Genomic DNA, 26,736 nt, shown 5'->3' with positions numbered 1-26,736 from the left:
CGGCGGGAGATATCTATGAGCGGCAGCGACAACCCCTATAACGGTTCTTTCGGCAACCAAATGTCGGCAACGGCAAGTTATGGTACAGCACCCCAGCCTGCGGCGGGCGGCAGCCATATCAAGGACACGACGACGGCGAATTTCGCGAAGGATGTTCTGGAGGAATCGCGCAATCAGCCGGTGCTGGTCGATTTCTGGGCGCCGTGGTGTGGTCCGTGCAAGCAGCTGACGCCGGTTCTGGAAAAGGTCGTCAATGAAGGTCAGGGCCGCGTCAAGCTGGTCAAGATGAACATCGACGATCATCCTTCGATCGCCGGTCAGCTCGGTATCCAGTCCATTCCGGCCGTCATCGCCTTCGTCAATGGCCGGCCGGCCGATGGTTTCATGGGAGCGGTGCCGGAAAGCCAGGTTCGCCAGTTCATAGATCGCCTCGCAGGTCCTGCGGACACTGGCCAAACCGCGGAAATCGAAGCGTATCTGGGGCAGGCTTCCGAAGCGCTGGCCGCTGGAGATATCGACGAAGCGGGTCAGCTTTATGGTGCGATCCTTCAGGCCGATCCGGAGAATGCGAAGGCGCTTGTCGGCATGGCCGAGTGCCTGATCGCAGCAGACCAGCATGGCGAGGCCCGTCAGTTGCTGAGCGAGCTGCCGGAAGAGGTTGGCAAGGATGCCGGCATCCAGGCCGTGCTGAAGAAGCTCGACCAGATCGAAGAAGCCCGCAAGCTCGGCGATCCCGTTGCCCTGGAGCGCGAGCTGGCATTGAACCCGGATCATCACGAAGCCCGCCTGAAACTCGCCAAGATCCTCAATGTCGAGGGCAAGCGCGAAGAAGCGGCCGAACACCTGCTTTTCATCATGCGCAAGGATCGCGCTTTTGATGATGATGGTGCGCGACGCCAGCTTCTGCAGTTCTTCGAGGTCTGGGGATTCAAGGATCCGGCAACTGTTTCGGCCCGCCGTAAGCTCTCCTCGATCCTGTTTTCCTGAGTTTGCGGCTTCACCCTTGCGTTTTCAGACAAGGGCACCACATTCCTCGTCAGAGCGGGCGTGTTGGACACGCCCGCCGCTAGAGTGCGGGACTAGTCTTCATGCAAGTGGGCAATGCGAGATATCTGAAGCCCGGTGATCTACCGGACGAGATTGTAGTTTTTCCTCTGACAGGTGCACTTCTCCTGCCTGCTGGACAATTGCCGCTCAATATCTTCGAGCCGCGTTACCTTGCAATGTTCGATGCAGCACTCGCGGGAAACCGTCTGATCGGTATGGTGCAACCGGCTCACGGCGAACATGAGGATAAGACACACGCCCCCGAGCTTGCGACGGTCGGCTGCCTCGGCCGGATCACGTCGTATGCCGAAACCGGCGATGGGCGTTATATTGTTTCGTTGACAGGCGTGTGCCGTTTCCGGCTTCTGGAGGAGAGGCCACACGGCCAGCCATTCCGCACCTTTCGCATCGCGCCGTTCATATCGGACCTTTCCAGCGAGAACGAAGAAGACGCCGTCGACCGCAACGCGCTGTTGACAGCCTTCAAGGCCTATCTCGACGCGAACAAGCTTGAGGCAGATTGGGAAAGCGTCGAGCGCGCCAGCAATCTTACGCTCGTCAATTCGCTGGCCATGATGTCACCCTTCGGCCCAGCTGAAAAACAGGCGCTATTGGAGGCGCCCGACCTCAAGACAAGGGCGGAAACGCTGATTGCCATCACCGAAATCGTGCTTGCCCGCGTTTTCGGCGATTCCGATACCGTGCTACAGTAGAGACCGCCATGGACGAAAAGCTGAGCCGAGTCGATCCCAAACTTCTCGACCTTCTTGTTTGCCCGCTAACCAAGGGTCGGCTTTCTTACGACCGCGAGCATAATGAACTCGTTTCGGAAAAGGCACGGCTTGCCTATCCGATCCGGGACGGCATCCCGATTATGCTGGTTTCGGAAGCGCGTAGTCTCGAAGACGAGTAAGGTCAGATCGTTTCGCCTGCAAGCAGCCGCGGATTGTCCTTGGCTGTCGTTCCTGCCGCTTGGCCGATGAAGAAGGATTTCAGACCGGGCAGGCGATCGACGATGCCGAGGCCGACGTCGCGAGCGATGCGGATCGGAGCCATGTCGTTGGAAAACAGCCGATTCAGTACATCGGTCGTGACGCCCATGCGGAAGGTGTCGAAGCGGCGCCAGCTCTGATAGCGCTCCAGAATGTTGATGGCACCGATATCGAGCCCAAGTCGATCGGCTTCAACGATGGTTTCGGCAAGTGCTGCCACGTCCTTGAAGCCGAGATTGAGGCCCTGGCCGGAGATCGGATGGATGCCGTGTGCTGCGTCACCGGCAAGTGCGAAGCGCGGCGCGACAAAAGAACGGGCGAGTGTCAGACCGAGTGGAAAGGCGCGCTTGTCGCCGACGACCTTGAGAGTGCCGAGCTTGTGGCCGAAGCGGCGCTCCAACTCCTCTTCGAAAACCAGATCATCAGCAGCGACGAGGCGGTTGGCGTCGTTCGTCCGCTCGGTCCAGACCAGCGACGACCGGTTGTTACGCAGCGGCAGGATGGCGAAGGGGCCGGACGGAAGAAAATGCTCTTCGGCGCAGCCATTATGCGGCCGTTCATGCTCAACTGTCGTCACGATGCCGGACTGGCCATAGTCCCAGGTCACGGTCTTGATGCCAGCAAAGTCCCGCAGCCTCGAGCGCACGCCGTCGCAGGCGACCAGCAGGCGCGATTGCAGGGTGCTACCGTCCGAAAGGCTGACTTCGATACTGGTGTCACCGGTTTTCAGCCCCGTGGCGCTGAGATCGTGGCGGATCTCGATGCCGAGCCGCTCGCACAATCCACGCAGTGCGCCGACCATCACCACATTTGGGATCATGTGCGCGAATGGCCGGCCGTCGGCCACTTCGCCATCGAAGGTCAAGAAGATCGGTCGCACGGGATCGGACATCCTGGAATCGGTGACGATCATCTTGTTGATCGGCTGCGCTTCGGGCTGGATTTCGTCCCAGATGCCAAAGACTTCGAGCATCTTCGTCGCGGCCGCGATGATGGCAGAAGCCCGCATATCCTTCTTCCAGACATGCTCGGGCGCAGCCTCAATGACGGCAACGTTGAGATGAGGTGCAGCCTGCTTGACCGCCACGGCCGCGGACAGGCCGACATAACCTCCGCCCACAACCAGCATGTCCAGCATAGCCCGCTCCTCTTACTTTCCACGATCAGATGCGATTTATATAGATCATCAGGTTACCACTTCCTACCGGCGAGACGTGAACAAAAATGACGGAGCAAACGGGCAAGCCTACCGCCATGGAAACATTGATTTCGACGCTCGATATCGAGCCGATCGAGGTCGATATCTTTCGTGGCCGCAGTCCACAGGTCGGCTGGCAGCGGGTGTTCGGCGGGCAGGTGATCGCGCAGGCACTGATGGCGGCGCAGCGCACGGTGGAAAGCGAGCGTTTCATTCACTCGCTACATGCCTATTTCATGCGGCCCGGTGATCCCTCCGTGCCGATCATCTATCAGGTCGAGCGCATTCGCGATGGATCGAGCTTCAATACGCGCCGGGCCGTGGCGATCCAGCACGGCAAGGCGATCTTTGCACTCTCGGCCTCATTCCAGCTGGAGGAGCCGGGCTTCGACCACCAGATTCCCATGCCGGCAGTGCCGATGCCGGAAACGCTGCTTGGCGAGCAGCAGATCAAGGAACAGTATCTCACCCATGCGCCGGCGGCGGTGCGCAAATATTGGGAGCGCGAAAGGCCGATCGAAATCCGACCTGTTTCGCTCAAACACTATTTGACGCGCGAGAAGCTCGAACCGCGGCAGGATGTCTGGGTGCGGGCAACCGGTCCCGTGCCGGACAGCCGGCTCTATCAGGCTGCCGTGCTTGCGTATCTTTCCGACATGACGCTGCTCGATGCATCGCTGCATGCCCACGGGACATCCATCTTCGACCAGAACCTGCAGGTCGCAAGCCTTGACCATGCCATGTGGTTCCACCGACCCGACAAGCTTGACGACTGGCTGCTCTATACGCAAGACAGTCCGTCTGCCTCAGGTGCCAGAGGATTAACCCGCGGTAGCCTGTTTTACACGTTCCGGTGTCCTGATCGCGTCGGTGGCGCAGGAGGGCTTGATTCGGAAAAAGGCAAATGAATAAAGAATAGGCATATTTATAAATTTGCGCGTTATTTGTGCGCTTATTGGCCAATCATTTGCCTGTTTATTGGCGTCTTGTCTTATATCCTTTACATTTCAATAGGTTAACGGTTCTCGCGAATCTGGCACATCCTTTGAATGTCTATCGCCGGTCGCTGTTGAAGAAACCGTCAGCGGCAAGGAGAGTCGGCTCCGCGCCGAGGATAACGAAGGATGGGAAACCAGATGAAAATTGTGATGGCCATTATCAAGCCGTTCAAGCTCGATGAGGTCCGCGAAGCCCTCACGGCGATCGGCATCCAGGGCCTGACTGTAACCGAAGTGAAGGGCTACGGTCGCCAGAAGGGGCACACCGAAATCTATCGCGGCACTGAATATGCGGTGAGCTTCCTGCCGAAGCTCAAGATCGAAATCGCTGTCGCATCCGAAATCGTCGACAAGGCGGTAGAGGCCATCGCAGCATCTGCCAAGACCGGCCAGATCGGTGACGGCAAAATCTTCGTCTACTCGATCGACCATGCCGTGCGCATCCGTACGGGCGAGACCGATTCAGAAGCGCTGTAAAACGAACGGCAGATCAAGGAGCTATTTCCAATGTCAATTTCGAAGTTTTCCTCCAACATCGCACGGGTAGGCGCCTTCTCGGCTGCTCTGCTGGCGCCGGTCGTTGCCTTCGCCCAGGAAGCCGCCCCAGCCGCTGCCGCTGCTGCGCCGGCCATGACGATGGAGAAGGGCGACAACACGTGGATGCTGATTTCCACGGTGCTCGTTCTCCTCATGACCATACCCGGTCTGGCGCTGTTCTACGGCGGTCTCGTCCGCGCCAAGAACATGCTGTCGGTTCTCATGCAGGTCTTCATGATCACGGCGGTCGTCATGATCATCTGGGTCACCTACGGCTATTCGCTCGCCTTCACGGACGGCGGCTCGCTGAACAGCTTTGTTGGTGGCTTCTCCAAGGCCTTCCTTGCCGGTGTGACGCCATCCTCGCTGGCTGAAACCTTCTCGAAGGGCGTTGCGATTCCGGAGCTCACCTTCATCTGCTTCCAGATGACCTTCGCCTGCATTACTCCGGCCCTGATCGTCGGCGCGTTCGCCGAACGTATCAAGTTCTCGGCCGTGATGCTCTTCGTCATCCTGTGGGTCACCGTCGTCTATTTCCCGATGGCGCACATGGTCTGGTTCTGGGGCGGCCCGAGCGCCTACACCGCTCCGGCTGGCTTCATCTACTCGCTCGGCGCAATCGATTTCGCCGGCGGTACGGTCGTTCACATCAATGCCGGTATCGCCGGCCTGATCGGGGCTATCATGCTCGGCAAGCGCACGGGCTATAAGAAGGAGATCATGGCACCGCACTCCATGACGCTCACCATGGTTGGCGCCTCGCTCCTGTGGGTCGGCTGGTTCGGCTTCAACGCCGGTTCCAACCTCGAAGCCAACGGTTACGCATCGCTCGCCATGATCAACACCTTCGTTGCAACGGCAGCTGCCGCTGTTTCCTGGTGCATCGTCGAAAGCTTCGCTCGCGGGAAGGCTTCGATGCTCGGTGCTGCCTCGGGTGCCGTTGCCGGCCTCGTCGCCGTTACCCCGGCTGCTGGTTTTGCCGGGCCAATGGGCTCGATCGTTCTCGGCCTCGTCGTCTCGCCGGTCTGCTACTTCTTCGTCGATGTCGTGAAGAACAAGTTCAACTATGACGACTCGCTCGATGTTTTCGGCGTCCATTGCATTGGCGGTATCCTCGGCGCCATCGGCACCGGTATCCTCGTCAATCCGGCCCTCGGCGGCGCCGGCATCGTTGATTACGGGACGCCGGACTTCGCCGCCACCTACGGCGGTACGGCATCGCAGGTGTTCAAGCAGTTCCAGGGCGTGCTGGTTACGATCGCATGGTCGGGCATCGGCTCGGCGATCCTCTACAAGATCGTCGACGTCATCATCGGGCTGCGCGTTACGGTCGAAGCCGAGCGCGAAGGTCTCGACCTTGCCACGCACGGCGAAGCCGCCTACCACGCCTAATCTAGATTTGCGGCGCCCGCACAAGGGCGCCGCTGAACAGCCCGTCGCGGCTATCTAACCATAAGCCGCTCTTGGCCCGGACCTTCCAAGGTTCGGGTCCTTTTCTTTTTAGTGATCCGACATATGCATGGTTAACATCGCTTTAACTCTACTTTGGTTAGGTGGAGCGGACGCATTTGGCGCGGCGAATCTTTGCGATTCGCGTGCCCACAGGCATTTGGACGGGTTAGAACATGGCAAGAAGTACGTCGCCGGCAATGGATGGCCGTCCTGACCGGTTCTCCTTCTCGGCATTCATGCTGCGGCAGATCCAGGCGCTGATCGGCTTTGCGGTCTTTCTGATGCTGGCGCTCGCGGTTGCGGCACTTGCGACATGGAATGTCACCGATCCCAGCTATTCCTATGCCACGAGTAACCTGCCCACCAATGTGCTGGGCTATAGCGGTGCAGCCTTCGCCGACGTTGCCATGCAGTTCCTGGGGTTGGCGAGCGTCGTTTCGATGCTGCCGATCGTTGCCTGGGCGCTGGCGCTGATTTCCGGTCGCCGTATCAGCCGCATCCCGGCGCGCGCCGGCGCCTGGCTTGCCGGTACTGTGCTTTCGTCCGCCGTTATCGGCTGTTTCCCGCCGCCGCTCACCTGGCCGATCCCGAACGGTATCGGCGGCGTCATCGGTGACATGATCCTGCGCTTTCCGGCTCTCTTCGTCGGCGCTTATCCAACCGGCGTCTTCGCCACCGCCGTCGGCTGCGTCTTCGCCGTCCCAACCGCGTGGATGATGCTCTTTGCGGCCGGTATCGTCGGCCGCAGCGAGCTCGATGAGGAGGAAGACGAACAAGAGGATTATGTCGATACGCGAAGCAAGGCACGTGTCGTCGGCGAAGAGGATGATGAAGACGACGAATCCCGCTGGATGGCCTTCAGCGGTGCCATCACCCATGCCTGGTACATGAATCAGGCCCGTTTCCGCCGGCTTTTCGGCATGGGCCCGCGCAAGCGCCGCCAGAGCGATTTCGAATCGCCCTACGATTTCAACGACGATGAATTCGGTACGCTGAACGAGCCCGTACGTGCCAAGCCTCTTACGCGCGGTGAACGGATGGATCCGTCTATGGAGTCACGCGCCGCATCGAGCCGCCGTGTCGTTTCGGCACCTTCCATCTCTCTCAATGACGATGAAGATGAGGATGACGATCCGCCGTTCGACACCGACATGCCGCCGCGTCCGGCCGATATCCTGCCTGACGACGATGATTGGATGATCCGCGCGCCGGCGAAATCAAATGCTAAGCCTGAACCGCGCGTCATTCCCGCTTCGGCCCGTCCGAAACCTGGCGCCCGCGTCGAACGCGAGGCGCAGGGTTCGTTCATCCGGCCGGAAGGTTTCCAGCTTCCTTCCATGCACCTGCTCGCAGAGCCGAAGAATGTAGTGCGCGATTCCACGCTTTCGGCCGATGCGCTGGAGCAGAATGCCCGCATGCTGGAAGGCGTGCTGGAGGATTTCGGCGTCAAGGGCGAGATCATCCATGTCCGCCCTGGCCCGGTCGTCACGCTTTATGAACTGGAGCCGGCGCCCGGCATCAAGTCGTCCCGCGTCATCGGCCTTGCTGACGATATCGCCCGTTCGATGAGCGCGATCGCCGCCCGTGTCGCCGTCGTGCCGGGTCGCAACGCGATTGGTATCGAATTGCCGAACCAGACGCGCGAAACCGTCTATCTGCGCGAACTGATCGGGTCCCGCGATTTCGAAGGTTCCAAGGCAAAGCTCGCGATGGCACTCGGCAAGACGATCGGCGGCGAGGCTGTCATCGCCGATCTTGCAAAAATGCCGCATCTGCTGGTGGCCGGTACGACCGGTTCGGGCAAGTCGGTTGCCATCAACACCATGATCCTGTCGCTGCTCTATCGCATGACGCCGGAACAGTGCCGTCTCATCATGATCGACCCGAAGATGCTTGAACTCTCAGTGTACGATGGCATTCCACATCTGCTTTCGCCCGTCGTCACCGATCCCAAGAAGGCCGTCGTTGCGCTGAAATGGACCGTCCGGGAGATGGAAGAGCGCTACAAGAAGATGTCGAAGATCGGCGTTCGCAATATCGACGGCTTCAATACGCGTGTCGAGCAGGCGCTTGCCAAGGGCGACACGATCTCGCGCACGGTACAGACCGGCTTCGATCGGCAGACCGGCGAGGCGGTTTACGAGACCGAAGAGTTCGACCTGCAGCCGATGCCCTATATCGTCGTCATCATAGACGAGATGGCCGACCTGATGATGGTCGCCGGCAAGGATATCGAAGGCGCGGTCCAGCGCCTCGCGCAGATGGCGCGTGCGGCCGGCATCCACGTCATCATGGCGACCCAGCGTCCTTCGGTCGACGTCATCACCGGCACGATCAAGGCAAACTTCCCGACCCGTATTTCCTTCCAAGTAACCTCGAAGATCGACAGTCGCACGATCCTCGGCGAGCAGGGCGCTGAACAGCTGCTCGGCATGGGCGACATGCTCTATATGGCGGGTGGCGGCCGTATCCAACGCGTTCACGGTCCTTTCGTATCTGACGTCGAAGTCGAAGAGATTGTCTCCTATCTGAAGACGCAAGGCTCGCCGCAATATCTCGATGCCATCACCGCCGATGACGACGAGGATGGCGATTATGGTGGCGGTCCGGCCGGCACGGCAAACCTTGCCGATTCGGAAGATCCTTATGATCAGGCTGTCGCCATCGTTCTGCGCGACGGCAAGGCATCCACGTCCTATGTTCAGCGCAGGCTCGGGATCGGCTATAACAGGGCCGCGTCGCTGATCGAGCGCATGGAGCAGGAGGGCATCATCGGCCCTGCCAACCATGCCGGCAAACGCGAGATTCTCGTGCCGACGGACGGGGATATCCTGGACCGCTGAGTAAAGAAAATTTGATGGCGCAGCCCGTACGGCGGAAACCTCGGGGCATATAATCTGTTACCTTTTACCGGGTGATTGCGCGCCTTGAAGACGCCGCCTTTCAACGGCATGCAGACCGCATACAGGAGGTTCACATGACCAACTCCGCATCCATCTTCTCCCGCCTACCGGTAACCCGCCGCGATGTTCTCGGCGCTTTTGCCGCTGCGGCCGTCGCAAGCGCCGTTCCGCTCTCTGCCTCCGCCCAGGCGGCCTCACCTGCCGCCAACAGCGCCACCGCGCAGGCCATTGCCGATCATTTCTCCGGTGTTGCCACGATGCAGGGCGAGTTCGTGCAGTTCGGTCCGCGCGGCGAACAGACCGGCGGCAAGTTCTTCATCGAGCGTCCCGGCAAGCTGCGCTTCAATTATGACGATCCGTCGCCGATGCGCGTCATTGCCGATGGCAAGAATGTCGCGATCGGCAATGTGAAACTGAAGACTTGGGATCTTTATCCGCTCTCCAAGACGCCGCTCAGTCTTCTGCTTGCACCGCATATCGATCTCTCGGCCGGCATGGTGAAAGGTGTGAAGGAAGAGTCCGATCTGACGACGATCTCGCTCGGCAACAATACTGTGTTCGGCAATTCGACCATCACAATGATGTTCGATCCCAAGACCTATGATTTGCGTCAATGGACGATCACCGACAACCAGGGCAAGGATACCTCGGTGATGATCTTCAACGTCAAGACCGGTGTTGCTTTTGACGAGCGCGTCTTCCGCGTGCCCTATGAGGATATCAAGGGCACTTCAGCGAACCGTGATTAGAGTGTTTAGTCTACGCATTGGGCTTTCCGAAAATCGATTCAGATCTTCGGGCCGATGCTACGGTGCTTTTCGGTTGATCGCCGGCCGCTTTTGTCTGCGGCCGGTTTTCTCGCTGACGCCTTTGCTCTAAAGCCTTTTCAGACGGATCTGAAAGGGCAGGCATGAGTTTCTCCATCACCACCTGGAACATCAATTCGGTGCGGCTGCGCATGCCGATCGTCGAGCAGTTGGTGCTGAAGCACCGGCCCGACATCCTCTGCCTGCAGGAAACCAAGGTTCCGAACGATCTCTTCCCGCTGGCACCGCTGCGTGCGATGGGCTACGAGCACATCATCGTTCACGGCCAGAAAGGCTACCATGGCGTCGCGATTGCCTCGCGGGTACCGCTGACCGAAGACCATCGGCAGGACTACTGCAATGTCGGCGATGCGCGCCATATTTCGGCAATCTTCGAGCGTGGCAACCGGCGTATCCGCCTGCATAATTTCTACGTTCCTGCCGGGGGTGACGAGCCTGACCGCTCGATCAATCCGAAATTCGGCCACAAGCTCGATTTCATCGAAGAGATGAAGAACCTGAAGGCCAGCGCCGAACCAAACACCTCAGCCATCCTCGTTGGTGATCTCAATATTGCACCGCTGGAACATGATGTCTGGTCGCACAAGCAGCTTCTAAAGATCGTCAGCCATACGCCGGTCGAAACCGACGGGCTCATCGAAGTGATGAAGCGCGGCGGCTGGCACGATCTCATGCGCCAGCATGTGCCTGCCAATGAGAAGCTCTATACGTGGTGGAGCTACCGCGCGAAGGATTGGGAAGCTGCCGACAAGGGCCGACGTCTCGACCACATCTGGTCTTCGCCCGACCTCGGTCCGCATCTGCAGCGCATCGAGGTGCTCAAGGAAGCGCGCGGCTGGGAGCGGCCATCCGATCATGTGCCGGTGACCGTGCATCTCGACCTCTGAGAAGCTTCAGCTGAATCGGTGAAACTGGCTTGCGGCTTGTGCCGCAAGATCGGCAATGCTGTCGCGGATGCGGCTTTCCATGAGGCGTGCCGCAGAGGGATATTCCTCGATCAGGCGATGGAACAGAGCGCGCGTGATGCGGATGATGGCGGTATCCTCGCGTGCGATCGCGGTGAACTTGCGCTCCACCAGCGTGATAAGGGCCAGCTCCGAAATCAACGCTCCCGCACCGGCGATTGCTTCAGTCCGTCCCATGCCATCTGCGCCCGTCACGCTGAGTTCGAGGCTACCGCTGGTGATCACATAGGCGCTTTCGGCGGGTGAACCCTGACGGAACAGCATCTGCCCGGCTGCAATCACGCGCCGGTCTGCGCCGAAAGCAATCAGGCGCAGCTGGTCGTCGTTCATGTCCTTGAAGAGCGGAAGCTGCGACAGCAGATGGATATCGTCGGAAAGAGACATTCTACGGGATGATCTTGTATCCGCCGTTTTCCGTCACAAGGATCTCGGCGTTGGATGGATCCCGCTCGATCTTCTGGCGCAGGCGGTAGACATGTGTTTCCAGCGTGTGAGTGGTGACGCCGGAATTGTAGCCCCAGACTTCTTCCAGCAGCACGTCGCGGGTCACGACCTTCTGTTCGGCGCGGTATAGATAGCGGATGATCGCCGCTTCCTTTTCCGTCAGGCGGATCTTCTGGCCGTTATCAGTCGTCAGCAGCTTCTGACTCGGCTTGAACAGATAAGGGCCGACGGTGAAAGTGGCATCTTCACTCTGTTCATGCTGGCGAAGCTGCACGCGGATGCGCGCGAGCAGCACGGCGAAGCGGAAGGGCTTGGTGACGTAGTCGTTGGCGCCGGCCTCGAGGCCGAGGATCGTGTCCGAATCCGTGTCGTGGCCGGTGAGCATGATGATCGGTGCCTTGAAGCCGCCTTTGCGGAGAAGCTTCACCGCCTCACGACCGTCCATATCCGGCAGGCCAACGTCCATGATCAGCAGATCGACCGGATTTGAGCGGGCGGCTTGCACGCCTTTGCCCGCGGTTGCTTCCTGCAGGACGGAGAATTCCTCATACAACGACAGTTGCTCCGTCAACGTCTGGCGAAGGTCGTCGTCGTCATCCACCAGAAGAATGGTGCGTGCGGTCATGCTGGTGAGTCCTTGCGTTTGTCAGATACTCCTACGCCAAATTCAACATTTGGCAAGGATTGGCGGTCTGTCGTTGCCGCGTAAGACTTCATATGGTTTCAATCGAAGCCCAAGGCAATTCAAGAACATGCGAGAAAAATGGAAAAAGCAAGGCGAGAGCGAATTGGCAGGCCCTCAACGCTCGTGGTGCGCGCCGCGCCCGGCAAACCAAGCAGAGCTATCGTTCGGTTTGGCCCGCTTACCTTACCCGCCGCGATCGGCCGAAGCGGCCGAACCGTGATGAAGCGGGAAGGCGACGGGGCAACGCCGATTGCTTCGATGCAAGTGCTTTACGGCTTTCGGCGCGGCGAACGAAATGGGCGTCTTGCCTCGTCACTGCCGATCAAGCGCATTCGTGCCGACATGCTCTGGTGCGATCAGCCCGCTGATGCGAACTACAACAGGCCGGTCAGGGCGCCGTTCAAGCCGAGCCATGAGGAGATGAAGCGGAAGGATGGGCTTTACGATATTTGTCTGGTGCTCGACTGGAACGTGACCTCACGGGCGCGCAATCGAGGCTCGGCAATCTTCTTCCATCTCATCCGGCCCGGCTATGAGCCGACCGCCGGCTGTGTCGCGGTCAGCGTCCGCGATATGCGCCGTATCCTGCCATTCCTGAGAAGGGGAACGACGGTGAGAGTGATATGACAGCCGACCCATCTTACAAGGCGTTTTGCGAAGTGGGGAGAGGCAGGTCTTGAAGTCGCGCATTGTTCTCGACCGTCCGCGCTATCCCAAAATCGTTTATCCGCTGGACCACGGCTATTTCGAGGGAACGAAGGCGGCCGATGGCGGTGGCGTCGATATCAGGCGCTGCAGCCAGCCGGAAGAGCATATCGTCGCCGATGTCTCTACGATCGATCTTCGCCAACAAGGACGCGGAGGCCAAGCTTTCATCGGCTGCACGGTAGAGGAATCGATATCGTCGCCGGCTTCCACAACAGCAGTCCGTTCAAAGGAACGCTGATCCGCCGGCCTTGAGAAGGAGCCGCTTCCCTTCCGCGGCAAGGGAGCGATTGTCTTCATCGGCCGGTATCCTATATGAATTTTCGACCGAACGCGCGGGCAGCAATGCGTTCAGGGAAAACCGCTTGCGGCTTCAATTCATGCCCATTCAATTCGTGTCTTTGGCCCACTCTTCAAACTTCCGGAGATATATTGTGACCGCTCAGCCCATCATCACTTTCCATGACGGACATTCCATTCCCCAGGTGGGTCTCGGCGTCTGGCAAACCCCGCAGGATATCGCGGCCCCGACCGTGCGCGCGGCCATTGCCGCCGGCTATCGCCATATCGATACGGCGTCCGGCTATGACAATGAAGAGGGTGTCGGCGAAGGCATCCGCCAGGCAGGCGTCGACCGCAGGGATATCTTTGTCACGACGAAGCTGCGCAATACCGACCAGGGATATGACAATGCACTGCGCGCCTTCGAGGTCAGCCTGAAGAAACTCGGTAGCGATTATATCGACCTTTATCTCATTCACTGGCCATCACCGCATCGCGGGCTTTATCGCGAAACCTGGAAGGCTTTCGTGCGCCTGAGGGAAGAAGGCCGCGTGCGATCCATCGGCGTGTCGAACTTCTATCCCGATCATCTCGACCACATCATCGGCGATACGGGCGTGGTTCCGGTCATCAACCAGATCGAGCTTCATCCCGACTTTCAGCAGAAGGCTGCGCAGGAAGCGCACAAGAAGCTGAGCATCGTTACAGAATCCTGGAGCCCGCTCGGTCAGGGTCGTTTCATTTCCAATCCGGTCATCGGCCAGATTGCTGCCAAACACAGCAAGACTCCGGCTCAGGTCATCATCCGCTGGCACATCGATACCGGCCTTGTCGTCATACCGAAGTCGGTGACACCGTCGCGTATCGAAGAGAACTTCGACGTCTTCGATTTCAAGCTGGATGGGGAAGACATGGCTGTGATCGCCAAACTCGACAGCGCCAGCGCTCGTATGGGTCCCGATCCTTACACCGCGACGTTCTAAGCTTTATACAAAATGACCCTCTGGGGGTACCAGAGGGTCATCCACAGCTGCAGCCGATCAATAATTGCAGCTCGAGCCGCCAAAACGGGAGGTGTCGCCTCGCCCGGTGCTGGAGCGCCGGGCTTTTTCATGCTGGTTATGCGAGAAGGATCACTTCCACTCGCGAATATCGACGAAGTGGCCGGCGATCGCAGCGGCTGCGGCCATGGCCGGCGAGACGAGGTGCGTGCGGCCCTTGAAGCCCTGACGGCCTTCGAAATTGCGGTTCGAGGTCGATGCGCAGCGTTCACCCGGCTTCAGGCGGTCGTCGTTCATGGCAAGGCACATGGAGCAGCCTGGCTCGCGCCAGTCGAAGCCGGCAGCCTTGAAGATCTTGTCGAGGCCTTCCGCTTCCGCCTGTTCCTTCACGAGGCCGGAGCCCGGAACGATCATGGCATTGACGGTCGCGGCAACAGTCTTGCCCTCGACAACCTTGGCGGCGGCGCGCAGGTCCTCGATACGGCCATTGGTGCAGGAGCCGATGAAGACGCGATCGACAGCGATGTCGGTCATCTTCGTACCAGGCTTCAGGCCCATATAGTCGAGCGCACGCCACTTGGAGGCACGCTTCGTCTCGTCCTGGATGTCGTCCGGATTCGGCACGATGCCCTGAACGGAGACGACGTCTTCCGGCGAAGAGCCCCAGGAGACGATCGGCGGCAGCTCGGCAGCGTTCAGCTTGACGATACGGTCGAAATGGGCGCCTTCGTCGGACTTCAGCGTCTTCCAATACGCGATCGCCTGTTCCAGCGCTTCACCCTTCGGGGCGCGCGGCTTGCCCTTTATATATTCGAAGGTGATTTCGTCAGGCGCAATCAGGCCAGCGCGGGCGCCGCCTTCGATCGACATATTGCAAATCGTCATGCGGCCTTCCATCGATAGCGAGCGGATCGCTTCGCCGGCATATTCGATGACATAACCGGTGCCGCCGGCCGTACCGATCTCGCCGATGATGGCAAGAACGATATCCTTGGCGGTGACGCCCGGCGGCAGCTGGCCGTCGACCTGCACCAGCATATTCTTGGCCTTCTTCTGAATCAGCGTCTGGGTGGCGAGAACGTGCTCGACTTCCGACGTGCCGATACCGTGGGCGAGCGAGCCGAAGGCGCCATGTGTGGAGGTGTGGCTATCACCGCAGACGATCGTCATGCCCGGCAGGGTGAAGCCTTGTTCCGGCCCGATGATGTGGACGATACCTTGGCGCTTGTCGTTCTCGGAGTAGTACTCGACGTTGAACTCGGCGGCATTCTTGGCGAGCTGCTCGACCTGGATACGGCTTTCCTCGTTCTTGATGCCGAGGTGGCGATCAGCGGAGGTCGGAACGTTGTGGTCGACGACGGCAAGCGTCTTTTCCGGCGCACGGACCTTGCGGCCAGACATGCGCAGACCTTCGAAAGCCTGCGGCGAGGTGACTTCATGGACCAGGTGACGGTCGATGTAGAGAAGACAGGTCCCGTCTTCCTGTTCGTCGACCAGATGGTCGGCCCAGATCTTATCGTAAAGGGTACGCGGTGCGCTCATGGCTAATGTCCGTTTTGGCTGGAGCATGGAATAAGGGATGTGGCGGACAGGCTCCGCCGGCCGTCATTCGATCAACGAAGTCGGCTGTTGAGCGCACCGGAAACGGACGCAAAGAAGCGTGCCGGCAGGCGGTAATGATCCTGCAGCACGAAAATATGCGCACCGATGCATCTGAACTTGGATTCCATGGCGCTGGATATAACGATTTTTGATCGAAACGGCAATTCGAATCGTGAGGCGTGCTAGCGCCGTGGCATCTGCTTCATCTTCTTCTCGATCCGACGCAGGAAGAGCGACAGACCGATCGTGAGGACCAGGTAAATATAGGTGACGATCGAATAGGTTTCGAAGAAGCGGAAGGAGCCGGAGGCATAGACCTTGCCCATCTGCGTGATGTCGGCAACGCCGAGGACGGAGACGAGAGACGAATCTTTAACCATCGAGACGAAGTCGTTGGAAAGCGGCGGAAAGATCACCCGGATAGCCTGCGGAAAGACGACGAGGCGGAAGCGGCGGTAGCGCGACAGGCCGAGCGACTTGGCCGCCTCGATCTGGCCGATATCGACCGACTGGAAACCGGCGCGGAAGATTTCGGCGACGAAGGAGGAATAGCCGATCATCAGCGCGATGATGGCGCGCCACATCAGCGACAGGTCGCGCACGAGGATCGGCTCGGTGACGCCGGCCTTCACCAGAGGCGTAATTGCGAAATTATAGGCCGCGACAAAACCCGGTGCACCGACGAAAGCAATATAGAAGAGCAGCACGAGGATTGGGACGCCCCTGATGATCTCGATATAGAAGCGGGCGATCTGACGTAGCACGATGCTGTCGGAGAGGCCAAGCAGCGCGATGCCGAGGCCGAGCACCGTTGCCAGAACGAAGGCGACGAGAGTCACGAACACGGTGATGCCGACACCATTCACCACTGTCCGGAAGACCTGCGTGTAGATATCGTTGGTGATGATGACGACAGCGAGGACGATGCCGATCAGAACAAGGACGACCAGCCACCAGGGACGGTCGTCCTTCTCGTGTCGCGGGGATGGTTGTGGCGCCATCTGCGATCGCTCAGCAGATCATTCGCCCATCTTGTAGTCGAGGAACCACTTCTTGTTCAGTGCATCGAAAGTGCCGTCTGCCTTCAGGCTGGCAATAGCCGCATTGACGGGAGCGACGAGATCGGAACCTTTCGGGAAGATGAAGCCGAAGTCCTCGGTGCCAAGCGGCTCACCGACGACCTTCAGGCCGCCATTCGAGGAGTCAACATAACCTTTGGCCGCGACGCTATCCGTCAGGACGAGATCGACGTCGCCGGTCTTTAAAGCCTGGACGGTCGCGCCGAAGGTTTCGAAGAGCTTGATACGCGGGTTTTGCTCGTTGCCGTCGAGGATTTCATAGACGGCGGTATAGAAGGGCGATGTACCGGGCTGCGCGCCGATCAGGCCGTCCTTGAAGGCGCCGAAGCTCTTGGCGTCGGTGAAGCGTTTCTCGTCGCCGCGCACCAGCATGAACTGCTGCGAGCGCATGTAAGGGTCGGAGAAGTCGACCTTCTGCTTGCGATCGTCCTTGATGGTGATGCCGGTCATGCCGATGTTATATTGGCCATCGGAGACAGCCTGGATCATCGCATCCCAGCTGGTGTTCTGATATTCGACCTTGAAATTCAGCCGCTTGGCGATCTCATTCATCGCATCATATTCCCAGCCGATCGCCTTGCCGGACTTGGGGTCGACGAACTGCAGCGGCGGATAGGCATTTTCAGTCACCACGACGACGGTCTTGCCGCCAAGGTCCGGCAGGCTGGCGGCGAAGGCTGCGATCGGCGAAAGCATGACGGCGGTCAGGCCGGCAAGAACGGTGCGGCGAAAGAACATGGTGTGGCTCCCCATTATTTGAACGGCGGAATTGTCATGGAAGATGCCGTCATGGCAAGGCTGCATGAGTTACGCACCAGCGCAAAAAAGAAAAGGCGGCCCAAAGACCGCCTTTTCCATGCAATGATTTTCGCTTTCGCGAGCTGCTTATTCGGCAGAGCCTTCAGCTGCGGCAGCGGCTGCTGCTTCTGCTGCTGCCTTTGCTTCAGCGGCCTCTGCTGCTGCCTTTTCGGCGGCGAGAGCCTGGGCTGCGGCAACCTTTTCAGCTTCGATACGTGCCTTTTCGTCGGCAACGGCCTGACGTTCGGCATCGTTGAGCTTACGGGCGCGGGTGCCGGTGTTCTCGACGATACGAGCCGACTTACCACGACGGTCGCGCAGGTAGTAGAGCTTGGCGCGGCGGACCTTACCGCGGCGAACGACTTCGACGCTTTCGATCAGCGGGGAGTAAACCGGGAATACGCGCTCGACGCCTTCGCCGTAAGAGATCTTGCGGACCGTGAAGTTTTCCTGCAGACCGCCGCCGGAGCGAGCGATGCAAACGCCTTCGTAGGCCTGAACGCGGGTACGGTTGCCTTCCGTAACCTTCACGTTGACTCGGACGGTATCGCCCGGGGAGAATTCGGGAAGCGTGCGCTTGGCTTCGATCTTGGCGGCCTGCTCGGCCTCAAGCTGCTGAATGATGTTCATCGTCTTAACCTTTGGTTCTTCTGAAACAGCCAGAGCGCTCACACTGTCCATCGGTCGATGCCTCCGGAGTTTGCCCTTGCAGGCGGGAGCGGATTCGCCATTCTTTGTTTGCTGGCAGACGGGGCTAACCCCATTTCCGCGTGGGCCATTACACGAAAGACTTCTGCTTGTCATCCCTTGGACGTCAAATTTGTGAAATCAACCTTCTTTTCCGGCCTTCTGAGCCGCGAGAAGATCGGGGCGTCTTTTTCTGGTTAGGGAAACCGCCTGTTCGTGGCGCCATTTCTCGATGGCGCCGTGATTGCCCGAAGTCAGGATCGCCGGAATCTCGCGGCCTTCCCACTCCTGCGGGCGCGTGTAGTGCGGATGCTCCAGAAGCCCGCCTTCGAAGCTCTCGTGCAGCCCGGACAGGTCGTTGCCCATGACGCCCGGCAGAATACGCACAATCGCGTCAAGCACGATCAACGCTGCCGGCTCGCCACCGGAAAGCACATAATCGCCGATCGAGACTTCCTCAAGTTCGCGCGCTTCGATCACCCGCTGATCGACGCCTTCGAAGCGGCCGCAGACAATGATCACCCCATCACCGGCAGCCAGCTCACGGACTCGCTCCTGCGTCAGCGGTTTGCCGCGCGGGCTCATCAGCAGGCGCGGGCGGTCGTCGTTTTCAGAGGCGCTGTCAATGGCACGGGCGAGCACATCGGGCTTCAGCACCATGCCGGCCCCGCCGCCAGCCGGCGTGTCATCGACAGTGCGGTGTTTGTCAGTGGTGAAGTCGCGGATCTGTACGGTATCGAGCGACCATTGTCCGCGTTCGACCGCCTTACCAGCGAGCGAAAAGCCCAGATGGCCCGGAAACATTTCCGGGTAGAGTGTCAGCACGGTCGCCCGGAAAGCCATGGCGCTTACTTCTTTTTCTTCGGCTTGCCAGGTGCCAGCCCCTTGAGGTCGTCGGGATCGTCGACGAGGCCGGCGGCAAGCGGGTCGATCAGCAGCTTGCCAGCCTCGAGGTCGATTTCCAGCACCGAAGCTTCCGAGAAGGGAATCAGGACCGGACGTTTGCCCGGACCCTTAAGCTCCAGCAGATCGCCGGCGCCGAAATCGAAGACGCCAGTCACCGTGCCGTAGCTGACGCCCTGGTCGTCGAAAGCTTCAAGTCCCTCCAGGTCGGCATAGAAGAACTCGTCGTCCTCCAGTTCCTCGTCCGAGAGGTTGTCGCGCTCAATATAGAGTTCCAGGCCGTTCAGCGCCTCGGCTGCGTTGCGGTCATTAATGCCTCGAAAGCGGACTACGACCATATTCTTCATCTCGCGCAGTTCAAGAATCTCGAAAATGCGCCCATCCATGCTGTGCAGGTGGCCGTAGTCGCCGAGCGCGGTCGGATCGGCTGTATAGGCCTTTACACGCACCTCGCCGCGAATGCCCTGGGCGCCACCGACGGTGGCCATCAGCACCGGGTTTTCAAGCTTGGTCATGGGTTCCTTCATTCGAACGCGGGCAAGAAGCTGAGATCACGCCTCTCATAAACGAAGTGCGCGGGAATGGAAACGGAAACGGGCGGCATGTCGCCATGCCGCCCGTTCAGATGAATTTGAAACCGATTATTCGGCGGAAGCAGCAGCTTCAGCGGCGTCAGCAGCCTTCTGAGCCTTCTCGGCAGCGCGCTCCTGAGCCTTCTTGCCCGGCTTTGCCTTTTCCGGGTTGTTGCGGGCTTCGCGCTTGGAGATGCCGGCTTCGTCAAGGAAACGCAGGACGCGGTCGGTCGGGAGTGCGCCCTGGTCGAGCCAGTGCTTGATGCGCTCGCCGTTCAGCTGAACGCGCTTTTCGTCGTCCTTGGCAAGCATCGGGTTCCAGGAACCGAGGTTCTCAAGGAAGCGGCCGTCGCGCGGGCTGCGGGCATCAGCGAGAACGACGTGGTAATACGGGCGCTTCTTGGAACCACCGCGTGCGAGACGAATTTTCAGTGCCATGTTCTTTACTCCTTAGGCTTTTCTTGACCGCTTCGTGAGGCGGTATGGTTCATTGTGCCGCGGCGTGGTCCGCAGCGATCTGCTCATGATGCCGGATGACTTCCTTGATGATGAAGTTCAGGAACTTCTCGGCGAAATCCGGGTCCAGATGCGCATCTTCGGCAAGCTGTCGAAGGCGGGCAATCTGGTATTCCTCGCGCGCCGGATCGGCCGGCGGCAGATTGTATTTTGCCTTCAGCACGCCGACCTCCTTGGTGCAGCGGAAACGTTCGGCAAGAACATGCACAAGTGCCGCATCGATGTTGTCGATCGATTGGCGATACTTGGCGAGCTGGGCTTTGACGTCTGGATCAATCATGGGGCAGGCGATCCTTTCATTTCTTCTTGGGCAATCCGGGCAGACCCGAGAAACCACCACCGAGGCCTGGCAGCTTTGCGCCGCCAAGGCCGGGCAATCCGCCCGGCAGGCCTCCGCCTAGACCGGGCATACCCCCACCCGGCTTTCCGAGACCCGCGGCTTCAGCCTGCTTCTGCAGAGCTTCCAGCTGCTTCGGGTCGCTATTCGAGAGATCGGGCATGCCGCCCATGCCGCCGAGGCCCCCCAGCCCCATCTTGCCGGCGAGGCCGCCCATCATCTGCTTCATCAGGCCGCCTTTGCCCTTGCCCCCCATCATCTTCATCATATCAGCCATCTGGCGATGCATTTTCAGAAGCTTGTTGATGTCGGCGGCATCGGTGCCGGAGCCGGCGGCGATGCGCTTCTTGCGCGAATGCTTGAGAAGGTCGGGATTGGAGCGCTCGGCCTTGGTCATCGAGGAAATGATGGCGAGCTGGCGCTTGAAGAGGCGGTCGTCGAGGCCAGCGGCAGCCATCTTGTCCTTCATGCCGCCCATGCCGGGCATCAGACCCATGATGCCGCCCATGCCGCCCATCTTCTGCATCTGCTTCAGCTGATCGGCGAGGTCGTTCAGGTCGAACTTGCCCTTGGCCATCTTGGCGGCCATTGCGGCCGCCTTCTCAGCGTCGATGTTCTCGGCCGCCTTCTCGACAAGCGAGACGATATCGCCCATGCCGAGGATACGGTCTGCAATACGGCGGGGGTGAAATTCCTCCAGCTCGCCCATCCGTTCGCCGACACCGATCAGCTTGATCGGCTTACCGGTGACGGCGCGCATGGAAAGAGCCGCGCCACCGCGGCCGTCACCGTCCATGCGGGTCAGAACAAGGCCGGTAATGCCGACGCGCTCATCGAAACTGCGGGCGAGGTTAACGGCGTCCTGACCGGTCAAGCTGTCAGCGACCAGCAGGATTTCGTGCGGGTTCGACTTCTTCTTGATATCGGCCATTTCGACCATCAAGGGTTCGTCTATATGAGTACGGCCGGCGGTGTCGAGAATGACGACGTCATGACCGCCGAGCTTGGCTGCCTGGACGGCGCGAGCGGCGATATCGGTCGGCGACTGGCCGGCAATGATCGGCAGCGTGTCGATATTGGCCTGGGCGCCGAGCTGGCGAAGCTGCTCCTGCGCGGCCGGGCGGCGCGTGTCGAGCGATGCCATCAGCACCTTCTTCTTCTCGCGCGTCGTCAGGCGGTTGGCGATCTTTGCGGTCGTCGTCGTTTTACCGGAGCCCTGCAGACCGACCATCATGATGACGACGGGGGCGGCGGCACGCAGATCGACGCCGACACCTTCGCCGCCGAGCATCTCGATCAGCTCGTCATGGACGATCTTGACGACCATCTGGCCGGGCTTGATCGACTTCAGGATCTCGGCGCCGACGGCCTTTTCGCGGACGCGATCAGTAAAGGAGCGGACGACTTCCAGCGAAACGTCGGCTTCCAAAAGCGCACGGCGAACCTCGCGCAGCGCCGCGGAAACATCACTTTCCGAAAGCGCGCCACGGCCTGTCAGTCCATTCAGGATGGAACCAAGACGGTCCTGGAGGTTCTCAAACATCGGCTCTTCCTTGCTACGTTTCGGGGAGATTTGGGATGTCCGAAACGTCGTGCTTTTCCTTGACGAAAACAAGACGCAAAGCCAAAAAGCACCCGAGGGCGCGACGCGCTGTCGGATGTTGACCTCCGGAATCCAGTCCCGGTCGGCGGCTCGGAGTCTGTTACTCGTCGCGGATTGGGCGCGATAAACAGGAAAGCGGCGGGAAAGTCAAGGCGAATGCGTCCGGAGCTGCCGCCGACGAATTTTTCCGAAGCCTAAGGCAAGCGCCTATGGGCAGATCCTGTCAGCCAAACGGTCGCGGCAAAGGCAGTACACACGCAATATCCCATCTTTTAAAAATTCGCCGCTGTTTCGAATTTTGAAGAAAAAATATGTCGATCAGCGCCCTGAATTCCCTCAAAAGGCCGGTTGCAAGATACTCCGCTTCTGATTCTACTTTCTATTTAAGTACATCCTGTAAAATGATTCGCGAATATCCTTGATGCCGAATGAATGGGCGGAGATATCAAATGATAAATCGGGATATCGAAAGCTGGGGCTGGCGCGTGCCCATACTATTGTCCTGAAGGAAGGCCTGAATCTGGCAAAAGCTGCACAGGATCTGGATCGCAAACGATCCCGTTTGTTCGTCTATGAGCTCAGAAAGGTCATCACCGCTGCCATCGTCGAAGCCCATGCGGCATCTCTCAGTTCCGATGCATGCTGCGCTGAATCTGGATTTGCCGGATTTCCATAGGCCATCAACGCTCACCCGTTCTGATTTCGCGGGGTCTCACCGCATGTGTCGGCAAGAGGGCAAACATCGCTCGGCGCTCACCCACTGGTAATCCCCGAGCATTTCCGCCATATACAGCCAAAACGTAGCGGAATTAGTCAAATGAGCAACACGGTCGAATTCGCGAAGATGAACGGGCTTGGCAACAAGATCCTGGTTGTCGACATGCGCGGTCGGACCGGCAAGGTGACGCCACAGGCTGCGATCGCGCTCAATGCTGATGCCGAGACTCAGTTCGATCAGATCATGGCGATCCATGATCCGAAGGCGGAGGGCACCGACGCCTATATCGATATCCTGAATTCCGATGGCACCAAGGCGCAGGCCTGTGGCAATGGCACGCGTTGCGTGGTGCAGGCTCTGGCTGCCGAAACCGGTAAGAAGGCCTTCACCTTCCAGACGGTTGCCGGCATCCTGAATGCGGTCGAGCACGAGGATGGGACGATCTCTGTCGATATGGGCCGGCCAGTCTTCGAGTGGAATCGCATTCCGCTCGCTGAGGAGTTCCATGACACGAGCCGTATCGAGCTGCAGATCGGGCCTATCGACAATCCGGTGCTGCATTCGCCTTCGGCCATGTCCATGGGCAATCCGCATGCGATCTTCTGGGTCGACCGCGATCCGATGAGCTTCGATCTCGAACGTTTCGGACCGCTGCTCGAAAACCATCCGATCTTCCCGGAAAAGGCCAATATCACGCTGGCGCAAGTGATCTCGGATTCGGCGCTGCGGACGCGCACCTGGGAACGCGGCGCGGGCCTGACGCTTGCCTGCGGATCGGCCGCCTGTGCCTCTGCCGTCAGCGCAGCGCGTACCGGCCGCACTGGCCGTAGGGTGACCATCGACGTTGCCTCCAGCCCGATCCGCCAGCCGTTGACGATCAACTGGCGCGAGGATGATCATGTCGTCATGACTGGTCCTGCCGAATGGGAATGGTCCGGCATCGTTGATCCGTCGACCGGCACGTGGTCGCGCGACGCCACGCTCGGAGCGCAAGCGCGGTGAGCGGCGTAGAGGTCATCACCTTCGGCTGCCGTCTCAATACCTATGAATCCGAAGTCATGAGATCGCAGGCGGAAGCGGCCGGGCTTAACAATGCTATTCTGGTCAATACCTGCGCTGTGACGGGCGAGGCTGTGCGCCAGGCCCGACAGGCAATCCGCCGCGCGCGTCGCGATAATCCACATGCCCGCATCATCGTTACCGGCTGCGCCGCCCAGACGGAGAAGCAGACCTTCGCAGAAATGCCCGAGGTTGATGCCGTGCTCGGCAACGAAGAGAAGCTGAAGGCAGCCTCTTATCGTGGACTTCCGGATTTCGGCGTTTCGGCGGAAGAGAAGCTGCGCGTCAACGACATCATGAGCGTGCGGCACACCGCACCACAGATGGTCAAGCACATCGACGGTCACGTGCGTGCTTTCATCCAGGTACAGAACGGCTGCGATCATCGCTGCACCTTCTGCATCATTCCCTATGGCCGCGGAAATTCGCGCTCGGTGCCGATGGGTGCAGTGGTCGATCAGGCACGCAATCTCGTCGAAAGCGGCTATCGCGAAATCGTCCTGACCGGCGTCGATGCCACGAGCTATGGCGCAGACCTTCCCGGCGAACCGACGCTCGGGTTGCTTGCAAAGACGCTGCTGAAGCAGGTGCCGGATATCCGTCGCCTGCGGCTCTCTTCGATCGATAGTATCGAGGCAGATCGTCACCTCATGGACCTCATCGCTGACGAACCGCGCTTCATGCCGCATCTTCATCTGTCCCTGCAGCATGGCGACGACCTGATCCTGAAGCGGATGAAACGCCGCCACCTGCGCGCCGATGCTCTTCGCTTCATCGAAGATGTGCGCCGCCTGCGGCCGGAGATGAGCTTCGGTGCCGACATGATCGCCGGCTTTCCGACCGAGACCGAGGATATGTTTGCGAATGCGGTACAGTTAGCGGAAGAGGCCGACATCGCGTATCTGCACGTCTTCCCCTACAGCCCGCGGGCCGGAACCCCTGCTGCGCGCATGCCGCAGCTCGACCGTTCGCTCATCAAGGATCGCGCGGCCCGGCTGCGCGCCACTGGACAGATGCTGCACCAGCGCCATCTGGACAAGATGGTCGGAACGCGGCAATGGCTGCTGGTAGAAAACAACGGTCTTGCCCATACCGAAAACTTCACGCTTGTCACTGTTCCCGGTCTTCGTCCGCGCGATATCGTCGAAGCGATGATCACCGGTCACAACGGCAAGCATCTCGACATGCAATTGACGGCTGCCGCGGCGGCCTGACTTCACGGACAGCTCATGGCGCTCAGTTTCATCAAAAAGGTCTTCACCTTCGGTAAGCCGGTGGAAGAACCTGTGCCGGAGGCCGTGGAAAAGGACCTGGAGCCGCGTTCGCGCGACGAGGACCTGCCGGTTGCTGCCGATCCGGTTTTGGCCGAAGAAATGGACACGGCTGGAGGTCCGGCGGCGGATGCCGGTGAGGGCCGGGCGACGGAACCAGAGCCCCTCGAGACTGAGCCGGGCCTGCTTCCGACCGCCGGTGATCTTGACGATGTGGGCGTCGTGCCATTGTCGCTCTTGGAAGCCGAGGCGGAAGCGAGCACCGATGACGTTGCGAAGGCGTCCCCCTCCGTCCCTGCCGGACATCTCCCCGGGGAAGATCGTTCGGAGAGTGACGTTGCCGTAGAAGCGGAAGGCAGAGTGGAGCCCACGGAGGTGTTTCCGGAAGAAATTCCGGAGACACCGGACACGACGGTCAATGGCGAACAGGATTCTCGACCCAAACCGATCTCCGCAGCGGAGGAGATGTCCGGCAGGACGGAGGAGGCCGCAGCCTCCGACGAACCGGCAGTAGATCCCATTCTTCCCAAAGGTTTCGCGACCGGACGGGTAGCTGAACCGGAACCGGTCGTCGCGTCACAGCCGAGGCTCTCCTGGTTCCAGCGCCTGCGCAACGGTCTGGCGCGCACGTCCTCGCAGCTCACCGCTCAGATCGCCGCACTCTTCACCAAGCGCAAGCTGGATGATGACACACTGCAGGATCTCGAGGATCTGCTGATCCAGGCCGATCTTGGTGTGGAGACCGCGATGCGGGTGACCGATACGCTCGCTTCGGAACGCTACGGCAAGGACGTGACCGGCGAGGATGTCAGCCGCATCATGGCGAGCGAAATCGCCAAGGTGCTGGCGCCGGTTGCCAAGCCCTTGCAGCTCGATCTTTCCCACAAGCCGCATGTCATTCTCGTCGTAGGCGTCAATGGCACTGGAAAAACGACGACAATCGGCAAACTGGCGGCCAAGCTTTCGGGTGCCGGACTCAAGGTCATGCTGGCGGCGGGCGATACGTTCCGTGCCGCTGCCATCGAGCAGTTGAAGATCTGGGCCGATCGCACCAGATCCGAATTCATCGGTACGAAGCTTGGTGCGGATGCCGCGGGCCTTGCCTATGACGCGTTCGAGCAGGCGAAAGCCAGGAAATGCGATGTACTGATCATCGACACGGCAGGCCGCCTGCAGAACAAGGCGGAGCTGATGGCTGAGCTTGAAAAGATCGTGCGTGTGCTCGGCAAGCTCGATCCGGATGCACCACATACTGTCCTTCAGACGCTCGATGCGACGACGGGTCAGAACGCGCTCAATCAGGTCGAGATCTTCCGTAACGTCGCCGGCGTCAGCGGGCTGATCATGACCAAGCTTGACGGTACGGCGCGCGGCGGCATTCTGGTGGCAATCTCCGCCAAGCACAAACTGCCGGTCTATTTCATCGGTGTCGGCGAAGGAGTTGATGATCTCGAACCATTCGAGGCCGAGGATTTTGCGCAGGCTATTGCCGGCATCGGCCAGTGATGCCACAGATTAGCCGTCGATGGCTCGCATGCATTGCAAGAAAAAGCAG

General features: G+C 59.7%; 26 protein-coding genes and 2 pseudogenes. 16 read left to right on the top strand and 12 right to left on the bottom strand.

Going from position 1 to position 26,736, the window contains the following annotated elements; translation table 11 throughout:
• The first annotated feature begins 15 nt into the window (after nucleotides 1-15).
• The 3 genes from trxA (at nucleotide 16) to EV281_RS20955 (ending at nucleotide 1,960) form a co-directional block, all read left to right on the top strand.
• Nucleotides 16-987 (top strand): thioredoxin, encoded by a 972-nt coding sequence (gene trxA, locus EV281_RS20965; protein ID WP_132655854.1) that lies wholly within the window; start codon nucleotides 16-18, stop codon nucleotides 985-987.
• A 101-nt stretch (nucleotides 988-1,088) separates the two neighbouring features.
• Complete coding sequence (locus tag EV281_RS20960; RefSeq protein ID WP_132655852.1) at nucleotides 1,089-1,760, top strand: LON peptidase substrate-binding domain-containing protein; 672 nt, start codon at nucleotides 1,089-1,091, stop codon at nucleotides 1,758-1,760.
• Between the two features lie 8 nt (nucleotides 1,761-1,768).
• A complete protein-coding gene (locus tag EV281_RS20955; RefSeq protein ID WP_132655850.1) occupies nucleotides 1,769-1,960 on the top strand; it encodes a Trm112 family protein in 192 nt (63 codons plus the stop codon).
• Nucleotides 1,961-1,962: 2 nt separating this feature from the next.
• Here EV281_RS20955 and EV281_RS20950 read toward each other — a convergent pair whose 3' ends face one another.
• Complete coding sequence (locus tag EV281_RS20950; protein WP_132655848.1) at nucleotides 1,963-3,177, bottom strand: ubiquinone biosynthesis hydroxylase; 1,215 nt, start codon at nucleotides 3,175-3,177, stop codon at nucleotides 1,963-1,965.
• An 86-nt stretch (nucleotides 3,178-3,263) separates the two neighbouring features.
• On the opposite strand from EV281_RS20950, the pseudogene tesB reads away from it, so the two are divergent.
• The 6 genes and pseudogenes from tesB (at nucleotide 3,264) to EV281_RS20920 (ending at nucleotide 10,841) form a co-directional block, all read left to right on the top strand.
• A pseudogene (gene tesB / locus EV281_RS20945) lies at nucleotides 3,264-4,149 on the top strand (acyl-CoA thioesterase II).
• A gap of 212 nt (nucleotides 4,150-4,361) precedes the next feature.
• Nucleotides 4,362-4,712: a P-II family nitrogen regulator gene (locus tag EV281_RS20940; protein ID WP_007814595.1), complete on the top strand. Its 351-nt coding sequence runs from the start codon at nucleotides 4,362-4,364 to the stop codon at nucleotides 4,710-4,712.
• Nucleotides 4,713-4,742: 30 nt separating this feature from the next.
• Nucleotides 4,743-6,164 carry an ammonium transporter gene (locus EV281_RS20935; protein WP_132655846.1) on the top strand — a complete coding sequence of 474 codons (1,422 nt, stop codon included), beginning with the start codon at nucleotides 4,743-4,745 and terminating at the stop codon, nucleotides 6,162-6,164.
• Nucleotides 6,165-6,397: 233 nt separating this feature from the next.
• A complete protein-coding gene (locus EV281_RS20930) occupies nucleotides 6,398-9,067 on the top strand; it encodes a DNA translocase FtsK (RefSeq protein WP_132655844.1) in 2,670 nt (889 codons plus the stop codon).
• A gap of 134 nt (nucleotides 9,068-9,201) precedes the next feature.
• Nucleotides 9,202-9,876: an outer membrane lipoprotein carrier protein LolA gene (locus tag EV281_RS20925; protein WP_132655842.1), complete on the top strand. Its 675-nt coding sequence runs from the start codon at nucleotides 9,202-9,204 to the stop codon at nucleotides 9,874-9,876.
• Between the two features lie 161 nt (nucleotides 9,877-10,037).
• Nucleotides 10,038-10,841, top strand: coding sequence for an exodeoxyribonuclease III (locus EV281_RS20920; protein ID WP_132655840.1), 804 nt, complete (start codon nucleotides 10,038-10,040; stop codon nucleotides 10,839-10,841).
• 6 nt (nucleotides 10,842-10,847) lie between these two features.
• Here the strand turns inward: EV281_RS20920 and EV281_RS20915 are convergent, their stop codons facing one another.
• Both EV281_RS20915 and EV281_RS20910 read right to left on the bottom strand, forming a co-directional pair.
• A complete protein-coding gene (locus tag EV281_RS20915) occupies nucleotides 10,848-11,303 on the bottom strand; it encodes a cyclic nucleotide-binding domain-containing protein (protein ID WP_132655838.1) in 456 nt (151 codons plus the stop codon).
• 1 nt (nucleotide 11,304) lies between these two features.
• Complete coding sequence (locus EV281_RS20910) at nucleotides 11,305-11,988, bottom strand: response regulator transcription factor (protein ID WP_007814583.1); 684 nt, start codon at nucleotides 11,986-11,988, stop codon at nucleotides 11,305-11,307.
• A gap of 138 nt (nucleotides 11,989-12,126) precedes the next feature.
• Between EV281_RS20910 and EV281_RS20905 the strand changes: the two genes are divergently transcribed.
• From EV281_RS20905 to EV281_RS20895, 3 genes are all read left to right on the top strand, one after another.
• Nucleotides 12,127-12,675 (top strand): L,D-transpeptidase family protein, encoded by a 549-nt coding sequence (locus EV281_RS20905; RefSeq protein WP_132655836.1) that lies wholly within the window; start codon nucleotides 12,127-12,129, stop codon nucleotides 12,673-12,675.
• Nucleotides 12,676-12,724: 49 nt separating this feature from the next.
• A complete protein-coding gene (locus EV281_RS20900) occupies nucleotides 12,725-12,994 on the top strand; it encodes a hypothetical protein (RefSeq protein ID WP_132655834.1) in 270 nt (89 codons plus the stop codon).
• A gap of 193 nt (nucleotides 12,995-13,187) precedes the next feature.
• Nucleotides 13,188-14,018: an aldo/keto reductase gene (locus tag EV281_RS20895; protein ID WP_132655832.1), complete on the top strand. Its 831-nt coding sequence runs from the start codon at nucleotides 13,188-13,190 to the stop codon at nucleotides 14,016-14,018.
• A 150-nt stretch (nucleotides 14,019-14,168) separates the two neighbouring features.
• On the opposite strand, the gene leuC is transcribed toward EV281_RS20895, so the two are convergent.
• The 9 genes from leuC to ffh form a co-directional block, all read right to left on the bottom strand.
• Nucleotides 14,169-15,578 (bottom strand): 3-isopropylmalate dehydratase large subunit, encoded by a 1,410-nt coding sequence (leuC, locus tag EV281_RS20890; protein WP_132655830.1) that lies wholly within the window; start codon nucleotides 15,576-15,578, stop codon nucleotides 14,169-14,171.
• A 242-nt stretch (nucleotides 15,579-15,820) separates the two neighbouring features.
• Nucleotides 15,821-16,639 (bottom strand): amino acid ABC transporter permease, encoded by an 819-nt coding sequence (locus EV281_RS20880; RefSeq protein WP_132655828.1) that lies wholly within the window; start codon nucleotides 16,637-16,639, stop codon nucleotides 15,821-15,823.
• Nucleotides 16,640-16,657: 18 nt separating this feature from the next.
• Complete coding sequence (locus EV281_RS20875) at nucleotides 16,658-17,455, bottom strand: basic amino acid ABC transporter substrate-binding protein (protein ID WP_132655826.1); 798 nt, start codon at nucleotides 17,453-17,455, stop codon at nucleotides 16,658-16,660.
• A 147-nt stretch (nucleotides 17,456-17,602) separates the two neighbouring features.
• Nucleotides 17,603-18,145: a 50S ribosomal protein L19 gene (rplS, locus tag EV281_RS20870; protein ID WP_132655824.1), complete on the bottom strand. Its 543-nt coding sequence runs from the start codon at nucleotides 18,143-18,145 to the stop codon at nucleotides 17,603-17,605.
• Nucleotides 18,146-18,343: 198 nt separating this feature from the next.
• Nucleotides 18,344-19,045: a tRNA (guanosine(37)-N1)-methyltransferase TrmD gene (gene trmD, locus EV281_RS20865; protein WP_132655822.1), complete on the bottom strand. Its 702-nt coding sequence runs from the start codon at nucleotides 19,043-19,045 to the stop codon at nucleotides 18,344-18,346.
• A 5-nt stretch (nucleotides 19,046-19,050) separates the two neighbouring features.
• On the bottom strand, nucleotides 19,051-19,620 hold the full coding sequence (gene rimM, locus EV281_RS20860) for a ribosome maturation factor RimM (protein ID WP_132655820.1): 570 nt from the start codon (nucleotides 19,618-19,620) through the stop codon (nucleotides 19,051-19,053).
• 126 nt (nucleotides 19,621-19,746) lie between these two features.
• Nucleotides 19,747-20,115, bottom strand: a complete 369-nt coding sequence (gene rpsP, locus EV281_RS20855; RefSeq protein ID WP_132655818.1) for a 30S ribosomal protein S16 — start codon at nucleotides 20,113-20,115, stop codon at nucleotides 19,747-19,749.
• A gap of 49 nt (nucleotides 20,116-20,164) precedes the next feature.
• Nucleotides 20,165-20,473, bottom strand: a complete 309-nt coding sequence (locus EV281_RS20850; RefSeq protein WP_112564488.1) for a chorismate mutase — start codon at nucleotides 20,471-20,473, stop codon at nucleotides 20,165-20,167.
• A gap of 16 nt (nucleotides 20,474-20,489) precedes the next feature.
• Nucleotides 20,490-22,073, bottom strand: a complete 1,584-nt coding sequence (gene ffh / locus EV281_RS20845; protein WP_132655816.1) for a signal recognition particle protein — start codon at nucleotides 22,071-22,073, stop codon at nucleotides 20,490-20,492.
• 488 nt (nucleotides 22,074-22,561) lie between these two features.
• On the opposite strand from ffh, the pseudogene EV281_RS20840 reads away from it, so the two are divergent.
• The 4 genes and pseudogenes from EV281_RS20840 (at nucleotide 22,562) to ftsY (ending at nucleotide 26,687) form a co-directional block, all read left to right on the top strand.
• Nucleotides 22,562-22,809: pseudogene (locus EV281_RS20840) on the top strand (hypothetical protein).
• Between the two features lie 141 nt (nucleotides 22,810-22,950).
• Complete coding sequence (dapF, locus tag EV281_RS20835; protein WP_132655814.1) at nucleotides 22,951-23,853, top strand: diaminopimelate epimerase; 903 nt, start codon at nucleotides 22,951-22,953, stop codon at nucleotides 23,851-23,853.
• Nucleotides 23,850-25,124 (top strand): tRNA (N(6)-L-threonylcarbamoyladenosine(37)-C(2))-methylthiotransferase MtaB, encoded by a 1,275-nt coding sequence (mtaB, locus tag EV281_RS20830; protein ID WP_132655812.1) that lies wholly within the window; start codon nucleotides 23,850-23,852, stop codon nucleotides 25,122-25,124. The genes dapF and mtaB overlap by 4 nt, the downstream gene beginning before the upstream one ends.
• Before the next feature lie 15 nt (nucleotides 25,125-25,139).
• On the top strand, nucleotides 25,140-26,687 hold the full coding sequence (ftsY, locus tag EV281_RS20825) for a signal recognition particle-docking protein FtsY (protein ID WP_132655810.1): 1,548 nt from the start codon (nucleotides 25,140-25,142) through the stop codon (nucleotides 26,685-26,687).
• Nucleotides 26,688-26,736: the final 49 nt, after the last annotated feature.

The sequence above is a fragment of the Rhizobium sp. BK418 genome, from assembly GCF_004341105.1.
Lineage (GTDB): Bacteria > Pseudomonadota > Alphaproteobacteria > Rhizobiales > Rhizobiaceae > Rhizobium.
Note: the sequence above shows the minus strand (reverse complement) of the source record. Positions and strands in the feature narration are given on the sequence as shown.